Origin of the sequence: Bacillus cereus group sp. BfR-BA-01356, from assembly GCF_022663635.1 — a bacterium.
Classification (GTDB): domain Bacteria; phylum Bacillota; class Bacilli; order Bacillales; family Bacillaceae_G; genus Bacillus_A; species Bacillus_A cereus.
Genome location: NZ_JAKUFX010000108.1, coordinates 1 through 20,171 on the forward strand (window position 1 = coordinate 1; position 20,171 = coordinate 20,171).

Genomic DNA, 20,171 nt, shown 5'->3' on the forward strand with positions numbered 1-20,171 from the left:
TAGGGTTTATTTGAGATGCTTATTTTTAAGAGTATGCTTTTATTTTAGGAATGTTTTGATCCGATGAGTCGAAAGCTCAGGTTGTGCTCACTCTTAAGTTGATGGGCATGAATATATATCCCCCTTATATTTTATCCCTACACTATCCACATTCCATTAGCAAACATATAACTCAACGAATCTGTCACAATAATTCTATTAATTGTAATATTACCTATTTATAGGGGTTATTTTTTTTTATAATTCACTAGGTGAACTATTATTGTTCCTTTCATCTAATGATGAATGTATGCCCTTCCTTAATTGTATATATGTTTGATTTTATTGATGAAGAGGGAAGATATCCCTCTCTTTTTTTGTCTTTTATAAAGAAATTTATTTCTCCTGCTAAATAAAAGTTTATAAAAGGAGGACGCCTTGACTATTTTATTCTTCTGCTTTTTGCATCATAAGAGGGTATTATTCTCTTATGGAAATAGTAGAAAGTATCTATACTAAACATTAGCAATTTTTTATAAGGATATTATCAATATACAATTTATTTTAAAAATGATAAGTTGAATGTAAGCGATATATTTTAAGGAATACAATTAAGAGAAATGCACCTTTGTTACTACAAATAATTTCATAGTGGTTTTTTACTATAATTATTTAAGGAGGCATTAAAAAAATGAAACAAATTAATTGTTCTGTTATTATGAAGAAATTTATGGGTGTTACATTAGCTAGTGCCATTGGTTTTAGTGGTTTTGGTATTTGGGGAACAAGTGTTCATGCTGAAGAGCATACAAATGATATTGCCATAAATCAGATGGTGAAAGCGGAAGATATGTCAATCAAACAATTACAAGAAGCAATTCAACAAAAAAATGATCCATTTATTAATCAGGTGAAAATATTTATAAATAACCATTTTCAAGAAGCGGAATTTTTGTGGGGAAAAATAAGTAATCAATTAAAAACTACTATAGTAGATTTATTAATAGGTGATGAAAAGGATTATTCTAAGAAGGTAGATGCTGGTCTTAAAAACCATTTTAAAGAAGTACCTGCCGTATTAAAATTAGCTAGTCCTGGGTTTGTAAAAGATTTAATTAAGTTACTGAATTATTTACCAGAGTAAGTTAAAGAAAATTTTTTTAGTAATAAGAATGGAAATAATTATTATGTATTTGGTTGTAATTAAATAAAAGGGCATGATTTTAATTAGAATCATGCCCTTTTATAATATAGTATTATTCTTTCATTTTTCCTTTTTTTGATTCCTCTTCCATAATTTCAGTAGCTTTTGCAGATTTATCTTGATCTATGTTTACCTGAAATTCATAGTTCCAATCTCCTTTTGTTTTTCCTATTCTATCAATTTGTAACTATATTTTAATAGTATTTGGTAAGATATAAGATTTAGGACCAGAAATTTGAATGACTCCCTCAGGTTTATCTATCATTCTATACATAACACTATTTTTATCTAACTCAGGAAGTTGAATAAAATCATCTTCTCCTGTCGAATAAGCTTCTCTAGGTAATTCTTTTAAATTATTATCTTTAACATAATCCTTACCGTGCTGAAGCGTAGAATCTAATTTTTTATTAGAAATATAATTTATCTGCGCGAAAGGACCAGTTTTAGTAAATCCCTCTCTAATTTAAGTTTCTGGGTAATAACCTGGCAACTTATAGCTTGGGTTTGTTTACCTGTTTCCCATCTTTTTTTTCATCTTCATAAATATCTAATCTAGTTGTATCAAACTCATATGGTACTAAATTACCATGTTTATCTTCAATTCTAAAATGGATATATGTTCTTAATTTTTCTATATACATTTCATCAAAAGAAATAGTAATTACTTTGCTTGTTACTTTTTCATTCAGTGGAGTTGTTAAGCCTTCTTTGGCAGAACGATTCACCCATAATGGAAGTGTGTTTGTGGTCGCAAAAAATGATGTATCTTTATTAAATACAGCCGGTTGTTTATCTATTTTTTCTTCTTTTGGAGCTTCTTTTTGTTCCACAATTTTATCTTTCTGTATGATTTGATTTACCGGTTCTTCAGCCTTTGCATTCAGTAATGAGAATGTTGATACTCCCATTACAATTGCAATTCCGAATGCAGACCAACGATATGATTTTTTATTGAATTTTTTAATCATTATAATTCTTCTTTTCAACAAGTGTAGGGAGAAAGGGAGAAAACCTTAATGGATGAGGCCGCTAAATTTTTTATGTAGAGAAAAAAGGAATTGAATAATGGAAAATACATTTTTTTATTGTATGCATAAAAATGGAATACCGATAGAAGTTAGTGCAAAGTTTACAGATTTACGAATAGAAGAAATACGAAATATCTTAAAGAAAATTGAGCTTTTGATTGCTACAGCTTGTGTAGCGATCTTCTCATGAAGTAAAGACACTTTTTCGAGTGCCTTTACCGTAAACCATTTTTCTATAGATTTTGATAGTAAGTACAATAAAATTCATTTAACTTTAATATAACATATTGTACTTCTTCTGGGTCATTTTTTTCGAGCATTTGTGTTATTGATAAATAATACAAATTTGTATTTAATTGTTGCAATTTCATGGTCATTCTTAAACCTTTAAGTTCATCTAACATTAAATGATATCTTTTAGTATCTTCAAAATTACTAGGGGTGTTTTTTTTAATAATATGCTCGCAATCTACAATTAATTTTATAAATTCATAATCATTTTCCATGCTGGCCTCCTAGAGATATTTCAATGTAGCCAATTGTTATTTACGTTATTAATCCAATATTGAAGTGCTCCCCCTTTTCTATATTCTTGCACTGTATCTGTCCCATTTAGATATTGAGTTTGAGGAGCTGTAAATCCTTTAAGCATTTTAATCCCCTTTGGTACTTGAATTTTATATACTGTATTCAATGGATTTCCCCATGCTTCTAATACAGCCAACTCATTTCTAGTTTCTTTAATACTTCTCGCCTTATCTCCCCACCAATAACCAAGACCGTATTTAGACTCTGGTTCCCCAGATTTACTTCTTCTATATAGGGTAAGTGGCTGATTAGTCTCCACAATTTCTATTTTCAACTCTTTAAACGCTAAAACATCTGAATTTGTTCCTTTGAAATCAAAATTTAAAAAACCAAAATTACGTATTAGTTCTCTCTTTAATGGCGCGCGTTCCATTATGTTTAGATTTAAACTATCCATTTTGTCTAAGGCTAGATTAATCTCTTTAATTGACCAGTTAGTAACATCACTATTCTTAATATAACTAATTTTCTCTTTTACATTGGTATTATCATTAAAAACATTAGCTATCTGATCAACTTTATTTAAGCCGATGTTATTTGTCTCTGCATGTATATTTGAGAATGGGGACAATAATCCGAATAAAACCAAAAGTAGTGTAATAGAAAGATATTTTTTCATATTATGTAATTAGCTCCTAACAATATATTATTTAAAAATTTTAATGTATAAAACAAACGGAGTGGATTTTAAGCTTAGAAGCCATCTATCCATCAGCATGTGTATAAACTATTCTTATTTGAGTAGTTCCAACTTCATTCTTTTCTAGTGAAGATTGGGAATTACTAATTTGACATATACTTAACTTTTTCAAAGAATTCTTTTAAATGTACAAATTCCGCTCCATCTCCACATGTTGAAAAAATATCTTGATCTACATGGAAAACGTTTTAAAAAGAGTGAACGCTTGTTTTTTCTTTTATTTCATCAATTTAATGGGAAAGTATCTGTAATGAAATAGGGAGCTTGCCAAACAATTCACTGTAAAATAATAACTGTTGTTCTGTATACGCTAAGATACCTCTTACAGGTGTAAAATTACCATTCGGTACACCCACTAGACCAGATATACCATTTTTCATTTCATAATAAGTTGTAATCATATCTTGTATAGTCTCATTTGAAAACATTTTTTCTTGAAATTCTTTCATAGCATGTTCTTTTAAACTCATATCAACTGCTCCTTAAATTAAGGTTTATTTTTGATTTTTTACTAGAAAAGAAATACTAAACATTAATAAAAAAGCTAGTGTTACCAAAAGTGGTAACGTTATGAATTTTAAAAACTGAAATTAATCGCTGAGCAGTCTTCATATTAATGACAAAAAGAACTCATTTCATGTATTATTTGTATAAAATAATAATGTTAACAAGCTCATTTCTGAAAAATACTTAATAATCATTTACAAAAATCGTTACCATTATGGATTCATTTATTACTAAATACTCAACATCTACAGGGGCAGTAGCTACATTCTTAGTTAAATATACAACAGTTGAGGAGTTGGTGAGTGCTTTATTTACGAAAATGTAATATTGCATACTAATTATTATTGATAATTAATCAAACTTGTAACCATAATGATTACAAGTGATAGTGCAAAAATAGCTACTCACATATCATAAGAATGGAGATATTATAGGATGAACATAAAGAAAGTTGTGTTAGCAAGTGCACTAGGATTGGCAGCATTGGCAAGGACAAACATACTAGGATTAGAAGCAATTAAAACAAACACGGTAACTATAGATGGATATGAAATTGGGCATGTTGTAGAAGTATATAATGGGTCTGATGCAAATTATGTAATGTTTGAATACACTGGTTTGAATGGAAAAAAGTTAGAGATGGCAGTGTAATTACATGATGATAAACAATTTCATATTAGAGATAAAGTAAAGGTTCATATAGTTAATGCTGTCAGAGGGATCTCTTTTGGTGATTTTGTGGTACTTGGTGAGATTTAAAAAGTAAATAACTAATTAAGTTTGATGTCTTTATAGTAATCATGTATGTTTTAAGTCTATTAATTAAATTTGTTATAAAAAGAAAATATCCTAATTTAAAACACGAAAGATGTATATAAACCTCTTGGCTTTCTATAAGGCTTATGCGTTGTTAACGATTCTAGTATTGGATGGAATCGGAGTGATTAAATTATATGCATTTTTCACTTTTATGTCGATAAATAAATGCATATGTAAAAAATAAAAAACTAAATTAATTTTTAAGTTGTGTTCTAAAAAACTATTCTTCTGTCAGAAACTAGATCCTTGGTAATGTTAATTTCGATGCAGAAAAAAATCCATTCCTTTTTGTAATTTCATTCAAAAGTATAAATGATTAAGTAGTGATTTGCGATTCTCATAATCATGAGAAAAACGCTAGCTTTTCATACTGGAGTGACCCCTGAGAATGAGACGATAAAAACACCTCTCTAAATCGTAAGTATCAGTTATGATTTTAATGGAGGTGTTTTTCGAAAGGGGAAAAAGGCGCATTATCCTGCCGAAATAAAGTGGAAAGTAGTTGAAATGAAACACCAAGGATTCAAAAATAAAGAAATTATGGATGCCTTAGGAATTAGATATGTGGCCCAAATTAAAACTTGGATGAAATAGTATCGTGAATGCGAAACCTATCGGTTTGAACAATCTATTGGAAGACAATCTGCACATGGAAAAGGCTTAAAAAGGTTAACAGAACTTGAACAAAAAGAATTAGAAATACGTTATTTAAAGGTAAAGATTATATTGCTGGAAAAGTGCCAAGAAATCTTAAGAAGGTGGGAGGAAAAGAAGAAATAATGATAAAGGAATGGCAATCAATTTTTACAATTGCAGAACTGTGTTCCATATTTAATATTTCATGTGCTACTTATTATCGTTGGAAAAAGCAGGAGAAAACAGTAACTAACCATGAAGAAAAAACCATAATAGAAATATGTCAACATCATAAATATCGGTATGGATACCGTGGGGTTACAGCTTGTCTACGTGATCAATTTAACATCGTAATAAATCATAAAAAAGTATTACATATCATGAGAAAATACAACGTATTATCTCGGGTTAGAAAAAAGAAAAAGATATTTGTGCTCGGTCATGAACCAGTGGTAGCTAAAAATAGAATACAACGGAGATTTAAAGCTATCAAGCCTAATGAAAAATAGTTCACTGATATCAAGTATTTGATGTTCGGCAATAAGACTCTTTATTTTTCATCTATTATAGATGGGTTTAACAATGAAATTGTAAGTTATAAAATAGCTGAGACACAGGATGTTTCTCTTGTATTAGATACTCTAAAAGAGGCTTTAAAAAAGCGAAATGTGCTTGATACGATTTTACATTCGGATCAAGCAAAGGTGTATACATCAAAACAATTTCAAACATATTCCAAAGAAAAAGGTATTATCACAAGCATGTCTCTTACAGGAAACTGCCATGATAATGCCCTCATAGAATCCTTTCATTCTCATTTAAAATCCGAAGGATTCTATGCGCAAAAGATAAAACAATCGAATAATGCTAGTATAATACAAACTGTGGATGAATACATCCACTACTATAATAATGAACGGATTTAGAGAAAATTAGATAATATGTCACCTATAGCTTATAGGAAACATGTTATCTAGGTGTTTTTTCTTTGTCTCAACAAATGGGGGCAGATCAGTTCACTTCAATTACACGGGAATTGGTTTTTTTGGTGTCTTTGGGTTTTAGAGTTATTGACAGCCTAAAGGAGATTCGTTTCTTTCTAATTTAGTAGAACTTAAATAGAAGGAAAATTTAAAATTAACTGTATGAATCTTTGCATATTTTCAAATTAAATAACAAAAATGTAAGGATATAGGTTATAATAGGTGATGAAACATTCTCCTGTTCCTATGTTTCTATTGATTGTTATTTTTATCTGTTTTGGTGCGAAATCTGTTGATTGATTTTGCACCCCCCTTTTATTTTTTAATTTATATACAAAAAACATAAAGATTGCTGGTATAATGATTGTGTCTGTAATTTCTTTTGATTCATTTACAAAGGGCAATTCCTGTTTAAAAGGAATTGCCCTTTTGTGCGCCTTTTATAAATTTATATAAGTATATGTGATTTTTTGTTAAAGGTTCCAATGCTAAAATTTGAATATTAATTTACTTTCATTTTATTAATTTTAAGCGTTTTTAGAAAAATAGATATTTCCGTGAGGAAAATATACATTCAGAACGCAGGAATAAAAGGATTTCTACGCCCGACCTTTGCCGCCCTCTAGTTTTCGCAGTACGGAGTGGCCCACTGACCATAGGAAGCACTTTAGGGGTCACCATACATGCTCATCAACTCAAGAGCGGAAACAAAATGAACTTTTGTTCATATGAACTAAAAAACGCTTAAAATATTTGATGTCCTTAAAAGTAAGTATACCGAATAAACCCTAACGGGTTTCATTTTTAAAAAATTATGCAACTTTCTTTTATTTTCTCAATCCACTATACTCATAGACAGCACCCATATATCAAAGACAGTTTTCTTCTCATATCTGTGGGATTCCCTCTGTAAAAGGTTGAACGGGCGGGTTAGAATCTTTGTTATCTCTTGGGTGTTTTGCTGTATTGCTTAATATAGCAGAAATAGATGATCTTGGATTATCCCAACCGCTTTATATTCGCTTAATTCTCTTTTCTTCTTTTTAGAAAGTAATTGACGCATTTTAAACATAGAAGAGGAACATAGAAAAATAGCGATTAGCTTTCCATGTAATTGGCACTCTATTCGTTCTTGTTTTACATTACGATATGGTCTATCTTGAAGTGTGATTTATACGTCTTAAAGACAAACTCTATTGTTTCGTGCTTGATTAGGTTGTGCGACCTCTATTTTATCAAACTTAATTCAAATCCTACACTGTGACAACTGGAAGATTCGGTTAAGGTTAATTAGCCTTGGTTGCAATGGACATTCGTTGTGGCTGTGAAAGATGAGACTACTGGATACAGTTCGGCTGAAAGTAACAGCGAGGACAGATGAGGTGTTTGATATTGATTTAAAATAAAGTTGTACTATTTAGTAAAGAAAAGGGTGCGCTCTTAGTATTAAGGGCATCTTTTTCTTTATTGGATAATTTGTATTCAAATTAAGGTGCAATTGATAATTGTATATAATCGATGCGATTGAAATTTACTTTTAAAACCCACGCAATAACATTTCTAATGTCCGCTAATGCGTATTGCGTGATTTGGTTCCATTGCTACACAGACCCCAAAGTTAATTAGTATTTAGCAACAACTAATTTGCGTAAAAATGATTTGTCTAACTTTTATTTTTTTTAGGGATGAAGATATAATGAAACCGATATAAAAAAATAATTATGTCCTTCATTTTTTCTAAAACAGGGATGTTTTGTTTTTTTTTAACTAGGTGGAAACAGGATATTGAATTGAGTAGGTGTATTAATGGTTTTTCTATCTCTATACATTATAATAAATTTGTATTGTAAAAATACATACGCTACACTATTTACTAAATTAGTTATAAGGATTGCAGGTATTTCCTTTAGTTTTAAAATATTTGAAATAGCATTCGGTATCATATACCAACTATTAGGAACATGGAGTCTCGGTTTAATGGCTAAATATTGGCTACTAATGCTATTAGTATATAATAAACCTAATAGCATTAATTATTTTAGTAGTTGAATATCATCATGACAAGTACTATACCAAATTATTTAGGCGTCTTATACTTTTAAACTTATTTCTTACCTTAGGTCCGGTATTTTATCCACTGTTTCTTACTTTTTTGGGAAATGGTATGAACATTAGCACAGGATGGTAATAGTATTTAAAATGCACAAATGAAGATAGACATAACATAATGACCTCTTAACATAAAAATACCACATATTTCAAGAAAAAATTTTACTAAAATATGAAGGTATGAGATCTTATATACTTAAAGAATGTGTTTAGAAAATTAAATAAAAACACATTCTTTTTTAATTGTTAAATTTCACTAAAAATTATTGTTTAAAATTATTTAATTAAGTTAATTATATTTCGAAACTTTAATTATTCTTTAATATCATTTTGTTACACTGAACTGAAGAAATTCTTCTATAAACTCCCTGACTTAAGACTTTTACGAGATGTATGAGGTGGGGGAATTATATAAAGACTGATGTATCCAGCAGTTATCTTAGAATACAATAAAATATGAAATTTTGCATAATAATGTTTCTACAGGTGAAAATATATTATTATTTTTGTATATTATATATAATAGTTTTATTTGTTATAAATCTTTATATTCTTGATAAAAAAGGATTGATAAAATATGTTAAATATAAATATCAAAATATTCAAAAACTATATAATAATTGAATGGCAATCAGCAGAGATTAATATTTTTTTAAAAGATATTATTAATATTACCACTAATGATATCCCACTTAAAAAACTTGATCATGTCGTTTATATTGGAAGTCCATCCTTTTCAAAGAAAAAGGTAATCATTAAAACGAAAAAATTATACTATGTTTTGTATACTAATAATACATCGGAAATACTAAATGCAATAAATATTTAACCTCATAAATATTTATTGCATTTAGTAAAATTACTTATAAGACTATCCTATTGGATGTCTGTAAAAATAAGTGAATTTTTGTAAAGTAATCAGTGAAGTCTCGCAGTTAAAAGTTTTTAGCTATCATTTTTTACATGTTTGAAAGGGAGAATTATTTCGGTAGATTTTATTTATAATAAAGAAGTCCGCCTTTTGACCGCAAGGACTATAATCAATTAGAAAACACTAGGAATCCTTCAATTCAAACAATTGGCTAGGAGGGGAAATGCTGAGTGATTTAAGATAGGTCTGATATAAATTGAACTACTCACCACTTAACGTCCTTACGGACTGTTTGAAGTGGGAGATTCCTGCGAACACCGATGTATCCACCAGTTATCTAAGCAGGCTCTGCCCGTAGTCCCCACGGTGAAAACAGAAGTATCTTGTACGTTGACTCATCACGCTACCTACTTTATCTTGGTTTTCGCAACTTCGGCAAACGTGGGATGGTAGAACGTTGAAGTTTTTACGATTGCAACGTTTTTCTGCAACCAACCTTATATTTTCAGTTTTCAAAGAGCGCGATCTGTACAAGTATATAATAGCAAACATGTTGGCTTACGCCAACCGATATTCATCTCCCACCTATTTGTTGATGCTGTCGCACCTTCATTCACACAAATTGAGGAAAGACTCTTCTGTAGTAAAACGATAAATAACATCAAGAAACTTGACATTATTTATTTATACTTGATTTTATATTAATTTGGTGTAAGATTATACCAAGTGGTTAAATTTTCTATAAATGGAAGGTGGATTACAATGTTGACTGAATTACAAAAAGGTTTCTTCTCACGGTTACAAATGTCGCCAATAGAAGAGGTGAAGTTTAAAGATTTACATGAAATTCTTCTCCAAATGGCATATGTAATACCTTATGAAAATTTAGACGTTATGGAAAAAAATATCCGAAAAATTACTAGAGAGAATGTTCAAGAAAAAATACTACTAGCACATCGTGGAGGACTATGTTACGAGCTTAATACTCTATTATATTATTTTTTACATGATTGTGGATTTGATGTTTATCGAGTATCTGGTACGGTCTACGATTTAGGTAGTAATAAGTGGAAACCTGACGACGGACATGTGATTATTATTTTAAATTATAATAATCAGAAATACATTGTAGACGGGGGGCTTGCCTCACATCTACCATTACATCCTGTCCCATTTAGTGGTGAAGTAATTTCATCTCAAACAGGAAAATATCGTATTCGCAAACAAAATACTAAAAAAGGAAGTTATCTACTAGAAATGAAAAAAGGAGAAAATGGGGAGAGTGCTCAATTCTTAGATTCTGAACCTACTAATACATGGCGTACTGGTTTTGCATTTACATTAGATGCGATAGATGGAAACAAAGTAAATGTTATACAAAATATTATTGTAGAGCATCCTGACTCACCTTTTAACAAAGGATACATTATCTGCAAATTAATTGAAGATGGGCATATTTCACTTACTAAACAAAGTTTTACAGAAACCAGAAAAGGCCATAAAAATAAACGAACCATAAATGAAGAAGAGTATCAAAGGATACTTAAAGAAACATTTGATATTTCTCTGAACAAATACTCAAATAAAATTTTAGAAAGAGGCTAGCTTAAACTAGCTTAAACTAGCTTATATAAATTTAATTGAGATCGTTAGTAGACATTATTTGTAATATGTTTTAAGAGCGGAAAAGCATAAAATAAATCTCATCATTATAAAAAGATAGCTATAAAAGAGGAAAAACTAAAAAATATGTATCTGATCAGACTAGTATCATATATAGTATATTAGTCTGATCAGATTTTAAAAATAATTAGAAGAGAAATAATATTATAGTCTTTTATATGGGAAAAGTGCTATTTGATTTATGGGGAGACTTTCATCCAATGTGCATTTCTTCCTTTCGAAACAAGTATAACTTCGCCAGATAATTGTAAGGTATTTAATGTTTTACTAATTGTACTTTTAGCTATATCAGGGTATATGCAACTGATAGTTTCTTGAGTGAACGGCTGTTTTTGATTGTATACAAAATTTTGAATACGTTCAACTTTACTTTGATTACATATAGAATCTTGTATTCTGTTATGTAAGTCTTTATATGCCTCTAGAATAATAGTTAAGAAATTTTTCAACCAAAAACTAATATTATGTTCATTACAATACCAATTAACCGAAGATTTACATACAGCATTGTAGTATTCAGATTGTTTTTCATTGATATATTTATCTAAACAAACGTATTTTACAAATGTATGTCCATTTTTTAATAATAATAAATGCATTAATATCTGAGTAAGTCTACCATTTCCATGGCTAAAAGGGACTATGCAATAAAAACTCAATATAAAACGAGCAATTAGTAAAAGAGAATGTAACTCTTTATTTTTGTATAATGAATTGTATTGAGAGCACAAATCCTCTACAGTTTGTGGAATCAGTTCATGAGGGAGCGGATGATAATTATTTATGTGTATTCCGCTATCTTTAAATTCTGGTATAGAAAGTGGCTTTTGACGCCACATTCCACTATCTGAGGTATAAAAATTCATTACTTGAAAATGTAATTCTTGTATGGCTTCTGGATTAATAGGTAAAGTGCAGGATTTTTGATGTACAACAGCTAGAGTCTGATAGTAACAAAAGATCGCATCTTCTGCAACAGATTCAGGTACTTTGTTATTAAGAATGAGTTCTTTTATTCTTTTACTTGAAATTTTTTTATCTGTATAAATAGTAGTATAATTTTTCATATAGTGTAGAGGTATAATTTTTTCGAAATTATTAAATATATCTGGTCTCTGTTCTTGATAAGAAGCTAACTTTCCTTTATACTCACTAATTTCGCTTATTAAGTTTATTAATTTCCTTTTAAGTTCAACATTTATGTACTTGTCTTCGAAGAAATTTCGCACGCTGTGCCTCCTATTATTCCCCGACAACATAACATAAAATCATCCATCCTATTACAATCTGATGCTTTAGTTCTCTATTTATTAAGGAATTAAATTGATATTTTAGCTATTAATTTAATTCTGATTACAAAAGATTGTTCTCTCAAAATAATAAAAATTCATATCAAGAATTTTATAGTTATAATGTTAGCACGGAATTAATGAAAATGAAAGCCTTTCCATACGAATGTATAAAGTAATTTTAATATAGTAAATCCAAATAGGTAGTTGATATGAAAAATATAAGCTTTAGGAGATTTATATGCCATTATCGTTCCAGTAAGCAAGTATTTCTACTAATGAAATTAGAAATGCGGACGGAGAGAAAATGTAAACCTCTACTTCTATGCAATATAGGAATGTAAAATATGATAATAAAAAAGAAATAATTGTAGCATGCTAACCTCAAAAAACACCAAATATACACATATAAAATTTAGAAGGATGCATTCTGGTGATACAGGTTGGGTTAATCCGTATCATACCTGAACGAACGTTCTGCAGAAAAATTACCATAGCACAAAGCGACAGTAAAAACTACCGAATACGCACAAAAATATTATAAATATGAAAAATTTGTTAAATGTAGGGATTAAAACAAGCCTTATTACCATTTAAATGGTAATATCGACATGTAGGAATAAAAAATTTAAAAAGGGGGATAATTAATTATGATTAAAGTAAAACAAAAGCTGGTTACCTTGGCAACTACATTAGTATTAGGGTGTGGATTTACATTTGGTATAACACCTGCTTCTGCCGCATCGAACGAAAATACTACAGATCTTATTTCCACCTCGTCTTTTGAGAAACTACAGCAAATACATTTCACAGGCTATGTTGTTTCTGTTGATAGTAATTATATGACGATTGTGGATACACCAACCATGGAAAAAGCTCAAATGTATCAGGAAAATTGGTGGAATTTAGTTAACGAAAATAAAATATTGCTCGTTCCAGTTTTAGATAATAATTCTTATACTATAGGAGATAAATTAGATGTTTATTTTGAAGCAATGACTATGTCACTTCCTCCTATTGCGATGTCACCTATCGTTGAAAAAGTAGCAGAATAACCTAGGATACTAAAAAATAAGAGTTTGTACAAACTCTTATTTTTTATGAATGATATCCAACGGTTTAAAAATATTTCTGTTACAAGGAGCTTCTATTCGTATAATATTTCTATTTTGCAGATTAATTTCAGTTACAATCATGTAATGTAATTTGAAAACCGATTAACACCTTTGGCATGAATCAATTGTTAATATTGCATTACAATAATGTTAATATATAAATTTCGTTTGTATAAGAAGAGAAGAAAATGCTTCAATAATATAAGAAACAAAACCGGAGCGTAATTGATATATATTTTTTCGACAAACGAAAGGGGGATTTTCATGTTAACTGAATTACAAAAGAATTTTCCCTCAAAATTAAAGATCTCACCGAAAGAAAATATTCAATTTGATACCCTACGAGAATATAGGCGTTATGGAAGGATAGTCTCAAAAATTTCTCGAGAAAATCTTGTGTGAAAATTACTTTTAAATAATCGTGACGGACTATACTATGATTTAAATTCATTATTATATTATTTTTTAAATGATTGTCACTTTGAAGTTTATTGAATAGCCAATACTCTATATGATTCCAAAATAAAAAATGGAAAGCTGGTGAGGGCACGTAATAATTATTTTAGAGCATAAAAATACTAACTACATACTAGATGCTGGATTCGCTTCACACTTTCCTTTACATCCAATTTTCTTTAATGGTGATACTATTTACGTCTCCAACTGGAGAGTATCGTGTCCGTAACAAAATACAGCTAAAGGAACTTATGTATAAGAAATGATAAAGGAAAAAATGGAGAAACCTCATATTACCTTGGTTCTGAACCTAGTCATAATTAGTCTATTGGATATACTTTTTCTTTGGAGAAAATAAATGAAGATAAATTAAATAATAGACAAAACATGATTATAATGCATCCCCACTCCCCTTTAAATAGGGGATATATAATTTGTAAATTCATTAAAAACAATCATATTTCGCTTACAAAATAAAAATTCACACACACTCAATATGAAGAGAAACTAAAAAAGAAATTAATACGGAACAATACCATCGAATTTTCAAATAATTAGAAGTGTATTTTAGAAGTATAATAAAAATATTCCGAAAGTGTTTTTAGTGTATTAGAGAGTTGTGTTTTAGTTATTTATAAGGAGACTATTTTCACCTTCGATTTTTGCGAAATACTTACACATAGTATCAAGAAGAGGTTCTAACAAAATTGTTAGAACCTCTTTATCTATTCTCAACAAAAGATGATTTAAATTTTTTATTTAAACAGATTGATGTAGATCCGTATGTGAAATCCGATTTTTTGTTTCATTAAAAATGATAAATTCTTTATAGTTGGGGTGCCATACAATTAGGTAAGTTTCATTTTCATATTGTATGGCATCAAATTGACATGACGCTTTTCCTACTATATCGGATTGTCCAATTAGTATCAATCTTTTTTCTAAAATCCCATTAAACTGCTTAAAAAATCATTACACTCCTTCAGATAAGTATAAGTATATATTTATAAAAAGATATACTGTTTCCTCTTTTATAGCTGAATAAGAATTTTAAAAACAAATGAAAAAAATAATCCATATACAAAATAAGAGTAATTCTTTGGGTTGGTATATTAGTTAATTATTTAACGAGAGGTGTGTCTAAGCGAAACATTAAAAATAGTATTTGTAAACATAATTTTTCATACATGAATGAAAAGTGGTATATCCTTTTATTTATAGATATAGTCTAAACTATAGTTGTGCATGAGCTTGAGGAGGAAAAAGATAGGAATAATCATGGTATCATAAAAATTTATAGTATAGCAGATACAGATTAAATTCTTTATACATGCATGAGAGTATACATTTGGTATTAATAATATAGCAGAAGGGAGAATAGCGAATGTTAGAGCATGAAGCTGTATTAGTAAAAACATTTTTAGCTACATTTGGTGGTTTTTGCGGATACTTTTTCGGTGGATGGGATGTATTATTAAAGATTTTAGTGACTATGGTCTCCGTTGACTACATTACTGGAATGATTGCTGCAGGTTATAATGGGAAACTAAAAAGCAAAATTGGCTTTAAAGGTATTGCTAAAAAGGTAGTGTTATTTATTCTAGTAGGCGTTGCAACACAGTTAGACATGGTATTTGGGAGTAATAGCGCCATTCGAGAGGCAACAATCTTTTTTTTCGTGGGAAATGAACTAGTGTCTATCTCAGAAAATGCTGGACGCATGGGTATCCCGCTTCCACAGCCATTAATCAATGCCATAGAAACTTTAGGTGAAAAAAACAAACAAAGTACAAAAAAAGGAAAATAATAAAAGAAGTTAGTGAATCTAAATATATGTAGTACACAAAATTTTTTGGAAATTCTGTAACAGCAGAAAATATAATTTCATATATAATTAGAAGTAACAACAAAGCATCCTTCTACTTTTTAATATCCATTTAGCTCACCATCGTAAGGGTTAAAAATTGCAACCTTTTGATACTCCAAGGGAATATTCATAATTTGATATTCAATAGAAGTAATCTCCTTATTGTGCATTTTATAGGTGATTTGCTCCTTGTGTTTTTAAGCTTTCTTAAAAGAACAACAACGACATACTTTAAAAAGATATACATAAAATATTATAAAGGATGATGCGTTTGAGACAATTTAAAGAGATGTTAGACCAAGGAGCGATTCCCATTGGACTAACCGATCAATTCAGGAAACCATTACGTCAATTTGATGAGATACAATATAAAAATGAGGTCTATCTTATTATTTGGCATCCCATTTATAGAGAATTTGTAGGCTCTCATGAATCAGGAGATTGGATTCCTTATACTGAGTTACATCAATCTATCTGGATTAAAAATTTAAAAGAACATTTTGCGAATAGAAACTAAAGAGGGCTCCAACAGATTTGTTAGAACCCTTTTCAGATACTTCTTAGGGATTTCGTCAAAGAACGAAATTAAATATATCATACCATATATAAATAAAACATACATATAAAAAAAGACATCAAAAATAATAAGTCGTTTGTTTTCGAAATGAGTGTCTTTTTTGAAAGATAAATGCGGGCTGTAACATATTCTTTACAGCTCGCATTAAAACAGTTTATGATTCATCGTACAGATTAGATTTCTGTTTATAAGTGTTCCAAAGACATCGAAGGCTGCAAATCTGAATACGGTATAGAAAAATCAGGACAACAGCTTTTCTTATCAGTCATTAATTCGTATATTTTGATATTTATTATATATCGGAAAAATGTAATCTAAATACAGATTGCGGTTTTATTTATGTTATTATTTTTGAAATATTGCACATAGTGAAGAATTGATTGGCTACTATGACCTAGTAGTCAATAATATGGAAATTTACGTTTTTTCTACGGCGCAAGAAAGATTTTATAATCATATCTTACTTTAATATCTTAAGAAAACTAATATTATTTAAATAGGACTTGTGAACAATATTTACATATATATGAGGAATAGAAGGCTGAGTAACCCTTTTCTCAATATATAACGATGGCTATAAACGGGCTAAATTGGATCGAGTGGCTGATATACTTGAAATTAAAATCCTTACAAAAAGTTATAATAATTCTGATTACTCATTAGCAGTATTGTGAAAAACTAGGATTTATTATCGGATAATATTGGGCTTTGAAAAGCAAATAATTATAATGCATTTGTCGTATAAAGGTATCAAGCTATCTTTATACTAATAAAGATGGAGAACTTTCACAATTTATTGGAAATAATCTAAAACTAAGTATATTATTCAATATACTGTAAAGGGAACCCCGCTATTTATTGGAAAAATAATAATTAAACCTTGTTTATGGATACAAAAAAACTTTATTGATTTTCAGACTATAACAAAAAATCAATTCAGGCGCATATTCTTCGGAAATTTATTTACTTTTTAAAAATCAAAGTGAATACGAAGCTTTGAAAAATAAATTTATTATTTGAGAAATAAAATCACTTGAACTCTTGTCGCAAATGCTAAAGCCTGAGAATTGGATACTATCAGAAAACATGCAAATGAAAGGTGAAGGACTCATAGAGATTTTGGGAAATAGTTATTTTAAACAATTCATTAAATTGGAAGATGATTCAACCTATTTTCTAAGACTATCTTTCAAGGGAACAGGTAGGGTACCCATGATTGATGAATCTAGTTATTTAGTTTTCGCAAATGTTAAGGATGAAAATTTTACTAGAGTTATTAAAAAATTTGTCTTCAAAGGGTGAGTGTTTTATTGGTATTTATGGTACCTATGTAGAAAATGCAAGTATTATTTTTCTAATGTATTTATTGTTAAAGAGTAGAAAAGATATAATATTTAATTATACAAAAATTAATAGAATACCTTTTGAAAGTAATATTATTCCAAAAGGAAAAAGTTTTTTTATTTGTACACGCTGATAAAAGAAAGATTTCTTATAATATTGCATTCAGTTATCATCGAGATAAACTTGAATCATTACTTTTAGAAAAGTTAGCTCCCCGGTCCTTATTCTCCATGTAATTAAGGTCTTGAACTATCCCCACTTTCACTTCGTTTAGAAGTGAGGGATTCCTAAGTAAAGAGTTCTATCGAACTCTAATTGATTAGGCTAACCCCGCAGTCCTTGCGGTTAGAAGCCTTATTGCTTCATTCTTTAGATTGATACTCGCGTTAATATCCCTATCATGGTTTGTACGACAAGAAGGACAGTCCCATTCACGTAGGTTTAGATTTTTAACGTCTTTATTTTGATATCCACAACAAGAACGTAATTGGCTGGAAGCAAATGTTTTCGATACGACAATGACTTGTTTGCCATACCATTTTGCTTTGTATTCTAACATGAATCGAAATTGCGACCAAGATACCTCAATAATTGCTTTTGCTAACTTATGATTTTTTAACATATTCGATACTTGCAAATCCTCTATACCGATAACATCGTGGTTTTTGATGATTTCAGTTGAAATTTTGTCCAAGTAATCTTTTCTAGTATTTGATATGAATTCTAGCTATCTTTACTCTTTGTTTATTCCAGCGAGAAGATCCTTTCATTCTTCTAGAAAGAACACGCTGTGTTTTCGGAAGTTCTTGTACTTCTGTTTCAACTAATAGTGACACAAAATATCTACCAGAAGGGGTTCGTCTAACAGTCGCATTTACAATACGCCCCTCTACTTCGCGACTTTTAGCAAATCGAACAAGGCCTAGTTTCGGTAACTTTATTTTGTTCCCTACAACGGCAATGTTTTCATTTGTTTGTTTTGTGGTATAAGATTGTACGTTGTTCTTCTTAGATTTAAAACGCGGTGCGCTGTTTTGTTTTTTGAAAAGCGTGTATAAGCATCCGCAAGGTTGCGAACAGACGACTGAATCGCAATACTATCCACTTCTTTTAGCCAAACAAGCTCTTTCTTCATGGCAGGTAGTTTGGCAGAGAATGTACCATAGGTCAAGCCTTTTCCTGTCTCTTTGTATACTTGATCCCATAAGGATAGGAAATGATTGAATACAAAGCGAGAACACCCAATCGTTTTGTTGATTAGAATTGCTTGTGCCTGATTTGGATAGATACGAAACTTATAGGCTTTATTCATCATTATGTAATTCACCTCCATTTCGGTATATGACTATTATACACCGAACATACATTCGATAGATAGTGGAGTAACACTTTCTGTATATCTAACAATTAAGATGGCTTCCTGCCATCCCTTGTTCGAATTCATCTCCCACCTACTCACTGGGCTGTGGCCCTTCACGCTCCTTGAGGAAGGAGTCTTCTTGGCTAAAATAATAAATAGATCTGTTTTAATATAAGGGATTTGTGCCCTTCTCGTTATATTCTTTTATTAGCCCCAAAAACTAGTGCAACTAAATATTTTTATAATTACACTGATTAAATACTTTATTTTTGGGAGTAAGATTTATGCTGAAATGTAATAAAATTCGTTCCATTTTCTGTATTTTCTCATAAAATGTTTCATATGCTTTAAATTGTAGTAAAGAAAAACAGTACAAACTTAAAAGGACTTTAGTAATTTAATAAAAAAAGGGGATAGTTTATGGAAATAAATAATCAAAACCAATGTGTGCCTTACAATTGTTTAAGTAATCCTAAGGAGATAATATTAGGCGAGGAAAGGCTAGAAACAGGGAATACTGTAGCAGACATTTCATTAGGGCTTATTAATTTTCTATATTCTAATTTTGTACCAGGAGGAGGATTTATAGTAGGTTTACTAGAATTAATATGGGGATTTATAGGGCCTTCGCAATGGGATATTTTTTTAGCTCAAATTGAGCAATTGATTAGTCAAAGAATAGAAGAATTTGCTAGGAATCAGGCAATTTCAAGATTGGAGGGGCTAAGCAATCTTTATAAGGTCTATGTTAGAGCGTTTAGCGACTGGGAGAAAGATCCTACTAATCCTGCTTTAAGGGAAGAAATGCGTATACAATTTAATGACATGAATAGTGCTCTCATAACGGCTATTCCACTTTTTAGAGTTCAAAATTATGAAGTTGCTCTTTTATCTGTATATGTTCAAGCCGCAAACTTACATTTATCTATTTTAAGGGATGTTTCACATGCCCATCAACTTAAAAATCTTCACTACCCCCAAGTGTAAAAAAACGTTATTCTTTCTAAAAAAGCTAGACTAGAAAGGATGACGTTTTCTTATGAATCTCTCGAT

Annotated in this window: 16 protein-coding genes and 5 pseudogenes; 13 read left to right on the plus strand and 8 right to left on the minus strand. The window is 29.9% G+C overall.

Features of this window, described 5'->3' with window-relative positions:
* The first annotated feature begins 670 nt into the window (after positions 1-670).
* A complete protein-coding gene (locus MR168_RS25485; RefSeq protein ID WP_021728287.1) occupies positions 671-1,123 on the plus strand; it encodes a hypothetical protein in 453 nt (150 codons plus the stop codon).
* Positions 1,124-1,677: 554 nt separating this feature from the next.
* Here MR168_RS25485 and MR168_RS25490 read toward each other — a convergent pair.
* Positions 1,678-2,154 (minus strand): hypothetical protein, encoded by a 477-nt coding sequence (locus MR168_RS25490; RefSeq protein WP_021728286.1) that lies wholly within the window; start codon positions 2,152-2,154, stop codon positions 1,678-1,680.
* A 121-nt stretch (positions 2,155-2,275) separates the two neighbouring features.
* On the opposite strand from MR168_RS25490, the gene MR168_RS33970 reads away from it, so the two are divergent.
* The gene (locus MR168_RS33970) at positions 2,276-2,404 is read left to right on the plus strand and encodes a hypothetical protein (protein ID WP_481747029.1); all 129 of its coding nucleotides are present in this window, start codon (positions 2,276-2,278) and stop codon (positions 2,402-2,404) included.
* A 43-nt stretch (positions 2,405-2,447) separates the two neighbouring features.
* Here MR168_RS33970 and MR168_RS25500 read toward each other — a convergent pair whose 3' ends face one another.
* The 3 genes from MR168_RS25500 to MR168_RS25510 all read right to left on the minus strand — a co-directional run bounded on the left by MR168_RS25500 (position 2,448) and on the right by MR168_RS25510 (position 3,972).
* The gene (locus tag MR168_RS25500) at positions 2,448-2,720 is read right to left on the minus strand and encodes a hypothetical protein (RefSeq protein ID WP_021728285.1); all 273 of its coding nucleotides are present in this window, start codon (positions 2,718-2,720) and stop codon (positions 2,448-2,450) included.
* Between the two features lie 20 nt (positions 2,721-2,740).
* Positions 2,741-3,421 (minus strand): hypothetical protein, encoded by a 681-nt coding sequence (locus tag MR168_RS25505; RefSeq protein WP_021728284.1) that lies wholly within the window; start codon positions 3,419-3,421, stop codon positions 2,741-2,743.
* 311 nt (positions 3,422-3,732) lie between these two features.
* A complete protein-coding gene (locus MR168_RS25510) occupies positions 3,733-3,972 on the minus strand; it encodes a hypothetical protein (RefSeq protein ID WP_021728283.1) in 240 nt (79 codons plus the stop codon).
* Between the two features lie 472 nt (positions 3,973-4,444).
* Here MR168_RS25510 and MR168_RS25515 point away from each other — a divergent pair, with 472 nt between their 5' ends.
* Entirely contained in the window at positions 4,445-4,660 is a 216-nt protein-coding gene (locus tag MR168_RS25515; RefSeq protein ID WP_021728282.1) for a F0F1 ATP synthase subunit alpha, read from the plus strand.
* Between the two features lie 675 nt (positions 4,661-5,335).
* Positions 5,336-6,390 (plus strand): annotated as a pseudogene (locus MR168_RS25520) (IS3 family transposase).
* A gap of 884 nt (positions 6,391-7,274) precedes the next feature.
* On the opposite strand, the pseudogene MR168_RS25525 reads toward MR168_RS25520, so the two are convergent.
* Positions 7,275-7,644: pseudogene (locus MR168_RS25525) on the minus strand (IS4 family transposase); the annotation flags it as partial.
* Positions 7,645-8,195: 551 nt separating this feature from the next.
* Here MR168_RS25525 and MR168_RS33750 point away from each other — a divergent pair.
* From MR168_RS33750 to MR168_RS25535, 3 genes and pseudogenes are all read left to right on the plus strand, one after another.
* Positions 8,196-8,635 (plus strand): annotated as a pseudogene (locus tag MR168_RS33750) (DUF3902 family protein).
* 498 nt (positions 8,636-9,133) lie between these two features.
* On the plus strand, positions 9,134-9,385 hold the full coding sequence (locus tag MR168_RS33975) for a SunI/YnzG family protein (protein WP_021728279.1): 252 nt from the start codon (positions 9,134-9,136) through the stop codon (positions 9,383-9,385).
* 804 nt (positions 9,386-10,189) lie between these two features.
* Positions 10,190-11,032 (plus strand): arylamine N-acetyltransferase family protein, encoded by an 843-nt coding sequence (locus MR168_RS25535; RefSeq protein WP_021728278.1) that lies wholly within the window; start codon positions 10,190-10,192, stop codon positions 11,030-11,032.
* A 257-nt stretch (positions 11,033-11,289) separates the two neighbouring features.
* Here MR168_RS25535 and MR168_RS25540 read toward each other — a convergent pair whose 3' ends face one another.
* The gene (locus MR168_RS25540) at positions 11,290-12,339 is read right to left on the minus strand and encodes a Fic family protein (protein ID WP_042991628.1); all 1,050 of its coding nucleotides are present in this window, start codon (positions 12,337-12,339) and stop codon (positions 11,290-11,292) included.
* A gap of 710 nt (positions 12,340-13,049) precedes the next feature.
* Here MR168_RS25540 and MR168_RS25545 point away from each other — a divergent pair.
* Positions 13,050-13,454, plus strand: a complete 405-nt coding sequence (locus MR168_RS25545) for a DUF3221 domain-containing protein (RefSeq protein WP_021728800.1) — start codon at positions 13,050-13,052, stop codon at positions 13,452-13,454.
* Between the two features lie 324 nt (positions 13,455-13,778).
* Entirely contained in the window at positions 13,779-13,916 is a 138-nt protein-coding gene (locus MR168_RS25550; RefSeq protein WP_023901230.1) for a hypothetical protein, read from the plus strand.
* Between the two features lie 813 nt (positions 13,917-14,729).
* Here the strand turns inward: MR168_RS25550 and MR168_RS33755 are convergent.
* A complete protein-coding gene (locus MR168_RS33755) occupies positions 14,730-14,918 on the minus strand; it encodes a hypothetical protein (protein ID WP_071699961.1) in 189 nt (62 codons plus the stop codon).
* A gap of 436 nt (positions 14,919-15,354) precedes the next feature.
* Here MR168_RS33755 and MR168_RS25560 point away from each other — a divergent pair, with 436 nt between their 5' ends.
* The 3 genes from MR168_RS25560 to MR168_RS25570 all read left to right on the plus strand — a co-directional run bounded on the left by MR168_RS25560 (position 15,355) and on the right by MR168_RS25570 (position 17,716).
* Positions 15,355-15,777, plus strand: a complete 423-nt coding sequence (locus MR168_RS25560; RefSeq protein WP_000889412.1) for a phage holin family protein — start codon at positions 15,355-15,357, stop codon at positions 15,775-15,777.
* A 325-nt stretch (positions 15,778-16,102) separates the two neighbouring features.
* Positions 16,103-16,354, plus strand: coding sequence for a hypothetical protein (locus MR168_RS25565; protein WP_031303311.1), 252 nt, complete (start codon positions 16,103-16,105; stop codon positions 16,352-16,354).
* Between the two features lie 1,146 nt (positions 16,355-17,500).
* Complete coding sequence (locus MR168_RS25570) at positions 17,501-17,716, plus strand: hypothetical protein (RefSeq protein WP_021728802.1); 216 nt, start codon at positions 17,501-17,503, stop codon at positions 17,714-17,716.
* A gap of 361 nt (positions 17,717-18,077) precedes the next feature.
* Here MR168_RS25570 and MR168_RS25575 read toward each other — a convergent pair.
* Positions 18,078-19,073: pseudogene (locus tag MR168_RS25575) on the minus strand (RNA-guided endonuclease TnpB family protein).
* A gap of 465 nt (positions 19,074-19,538) precedes the next feature.
* Between MR168_RS25575 and MR168_RS25580 the strand changes: the two are divergent.
* Positions 19,539-20,063 (plus strand): annotated as a pseudogene (locus tag MR168_RS25580) (insecticidal delta-endotoxin Cry8Ea1 family protein); the annotation flags it as partial.
* Between the last annotated feature and the right edge of the window lie 108 nt (positions 20,064-20,171).

Bases quoted from the DNA above. Each gene is read 5' to 3' on its own strand.
- MR168_RS25485 (WP_021728287.1), top strand. From the start codon at position 671: ATGAAACAAATTAATTGTTCTGTTATTATGAAGAAATTTATGGGTGTT.
- MR168_RS25490 (WP_021728286.1), bottom strand. From the start codon at position 2,154: ATGATTAAAAAATTCAATAAAAAATCATATCGTTGGTCTGCATTCGGA.
- MR168_RS33970 (WP_481747029.1), top strand. From the start codon at position 2,276: ATGCATAAAAATGGAATACCGATAGAAGTTAGTGCAAAGTTTACAGAT.
- MR168_RS25500 (WP_021728285.1), bottom strand. From the start codon at position 2,720: ATGGAAAATGATTATGAATTTATAAAATTAATTGTAGATTGCGAGCAT.
- MR168_RS25505 (WP_021728284.1), bottom strand. From the start codon at position 3,421: ATGAAAAAATATCTTTCTATTACACTACTTTTGGTTTTATTCGGATTA.
- MR168_RS25510 (WP_021728283.1), bottom strand. From the start codon at position 3,972: ATGAGTTTAAAAGAACATGCTATGAAAGAATTTCAAGAAAAAATGTTT.
- MR168_RS25515 (WP_021728282.1), top strand. From the start codon at position 4,445: ATGAACATAAAGAAAGTTGTGTTAGCAAGTGCACTAGGATTGGCAGCA.
- MR168_RS33975 (WP_021728279.1), top strand. From the start codon at position 9,134: ATGTTAAATATAAATATCAAAATATTCAAAAACTATATAATAATTGAA.
- MR168_RS25535 (WP_021728278.1), top strand. From the start codon at position 10,190: ATGTTGACTGAATTACAAAAAGGTTTCTTCTCACGGTTACAAATGTCG.
- MR168_RS25545 (WP_021728800.1), top strand. From the start codon at position 13,050: ATGATTAAAGTAAAACAAAAGCTGGTTACCTTGGCAACTACATTAGTA.
- MR168_RS25550 (WP_023901230.1), top strand. From the start codon at position 13,779: ATGTTAACTGAATTACAAAAGAATTTTCCCTCAAAATTAAAGATCTCA.
- MR168_RS25560 (WP_000889412.1), top strand. From the start codon at position 15,355: ATGTTAGAGCATGAAGCTGTATTAGTAAAAACATTTTTAGCTACATTT.
- MR168_RS25565 (WP_031303311.1), top strand. From the start codon at position 16,103: ATGCGTTTGAGACAATTTAAAGAGATGTTAGACCAAGGAGCGATTCCC.
- MR168_RS25570 (WP_021728802.1), top strand. From the start codon at position 17,501: ATGCAAATGAAAGGTGAAGGACTCATAGAGATTTTGGGAAATAGTTAT.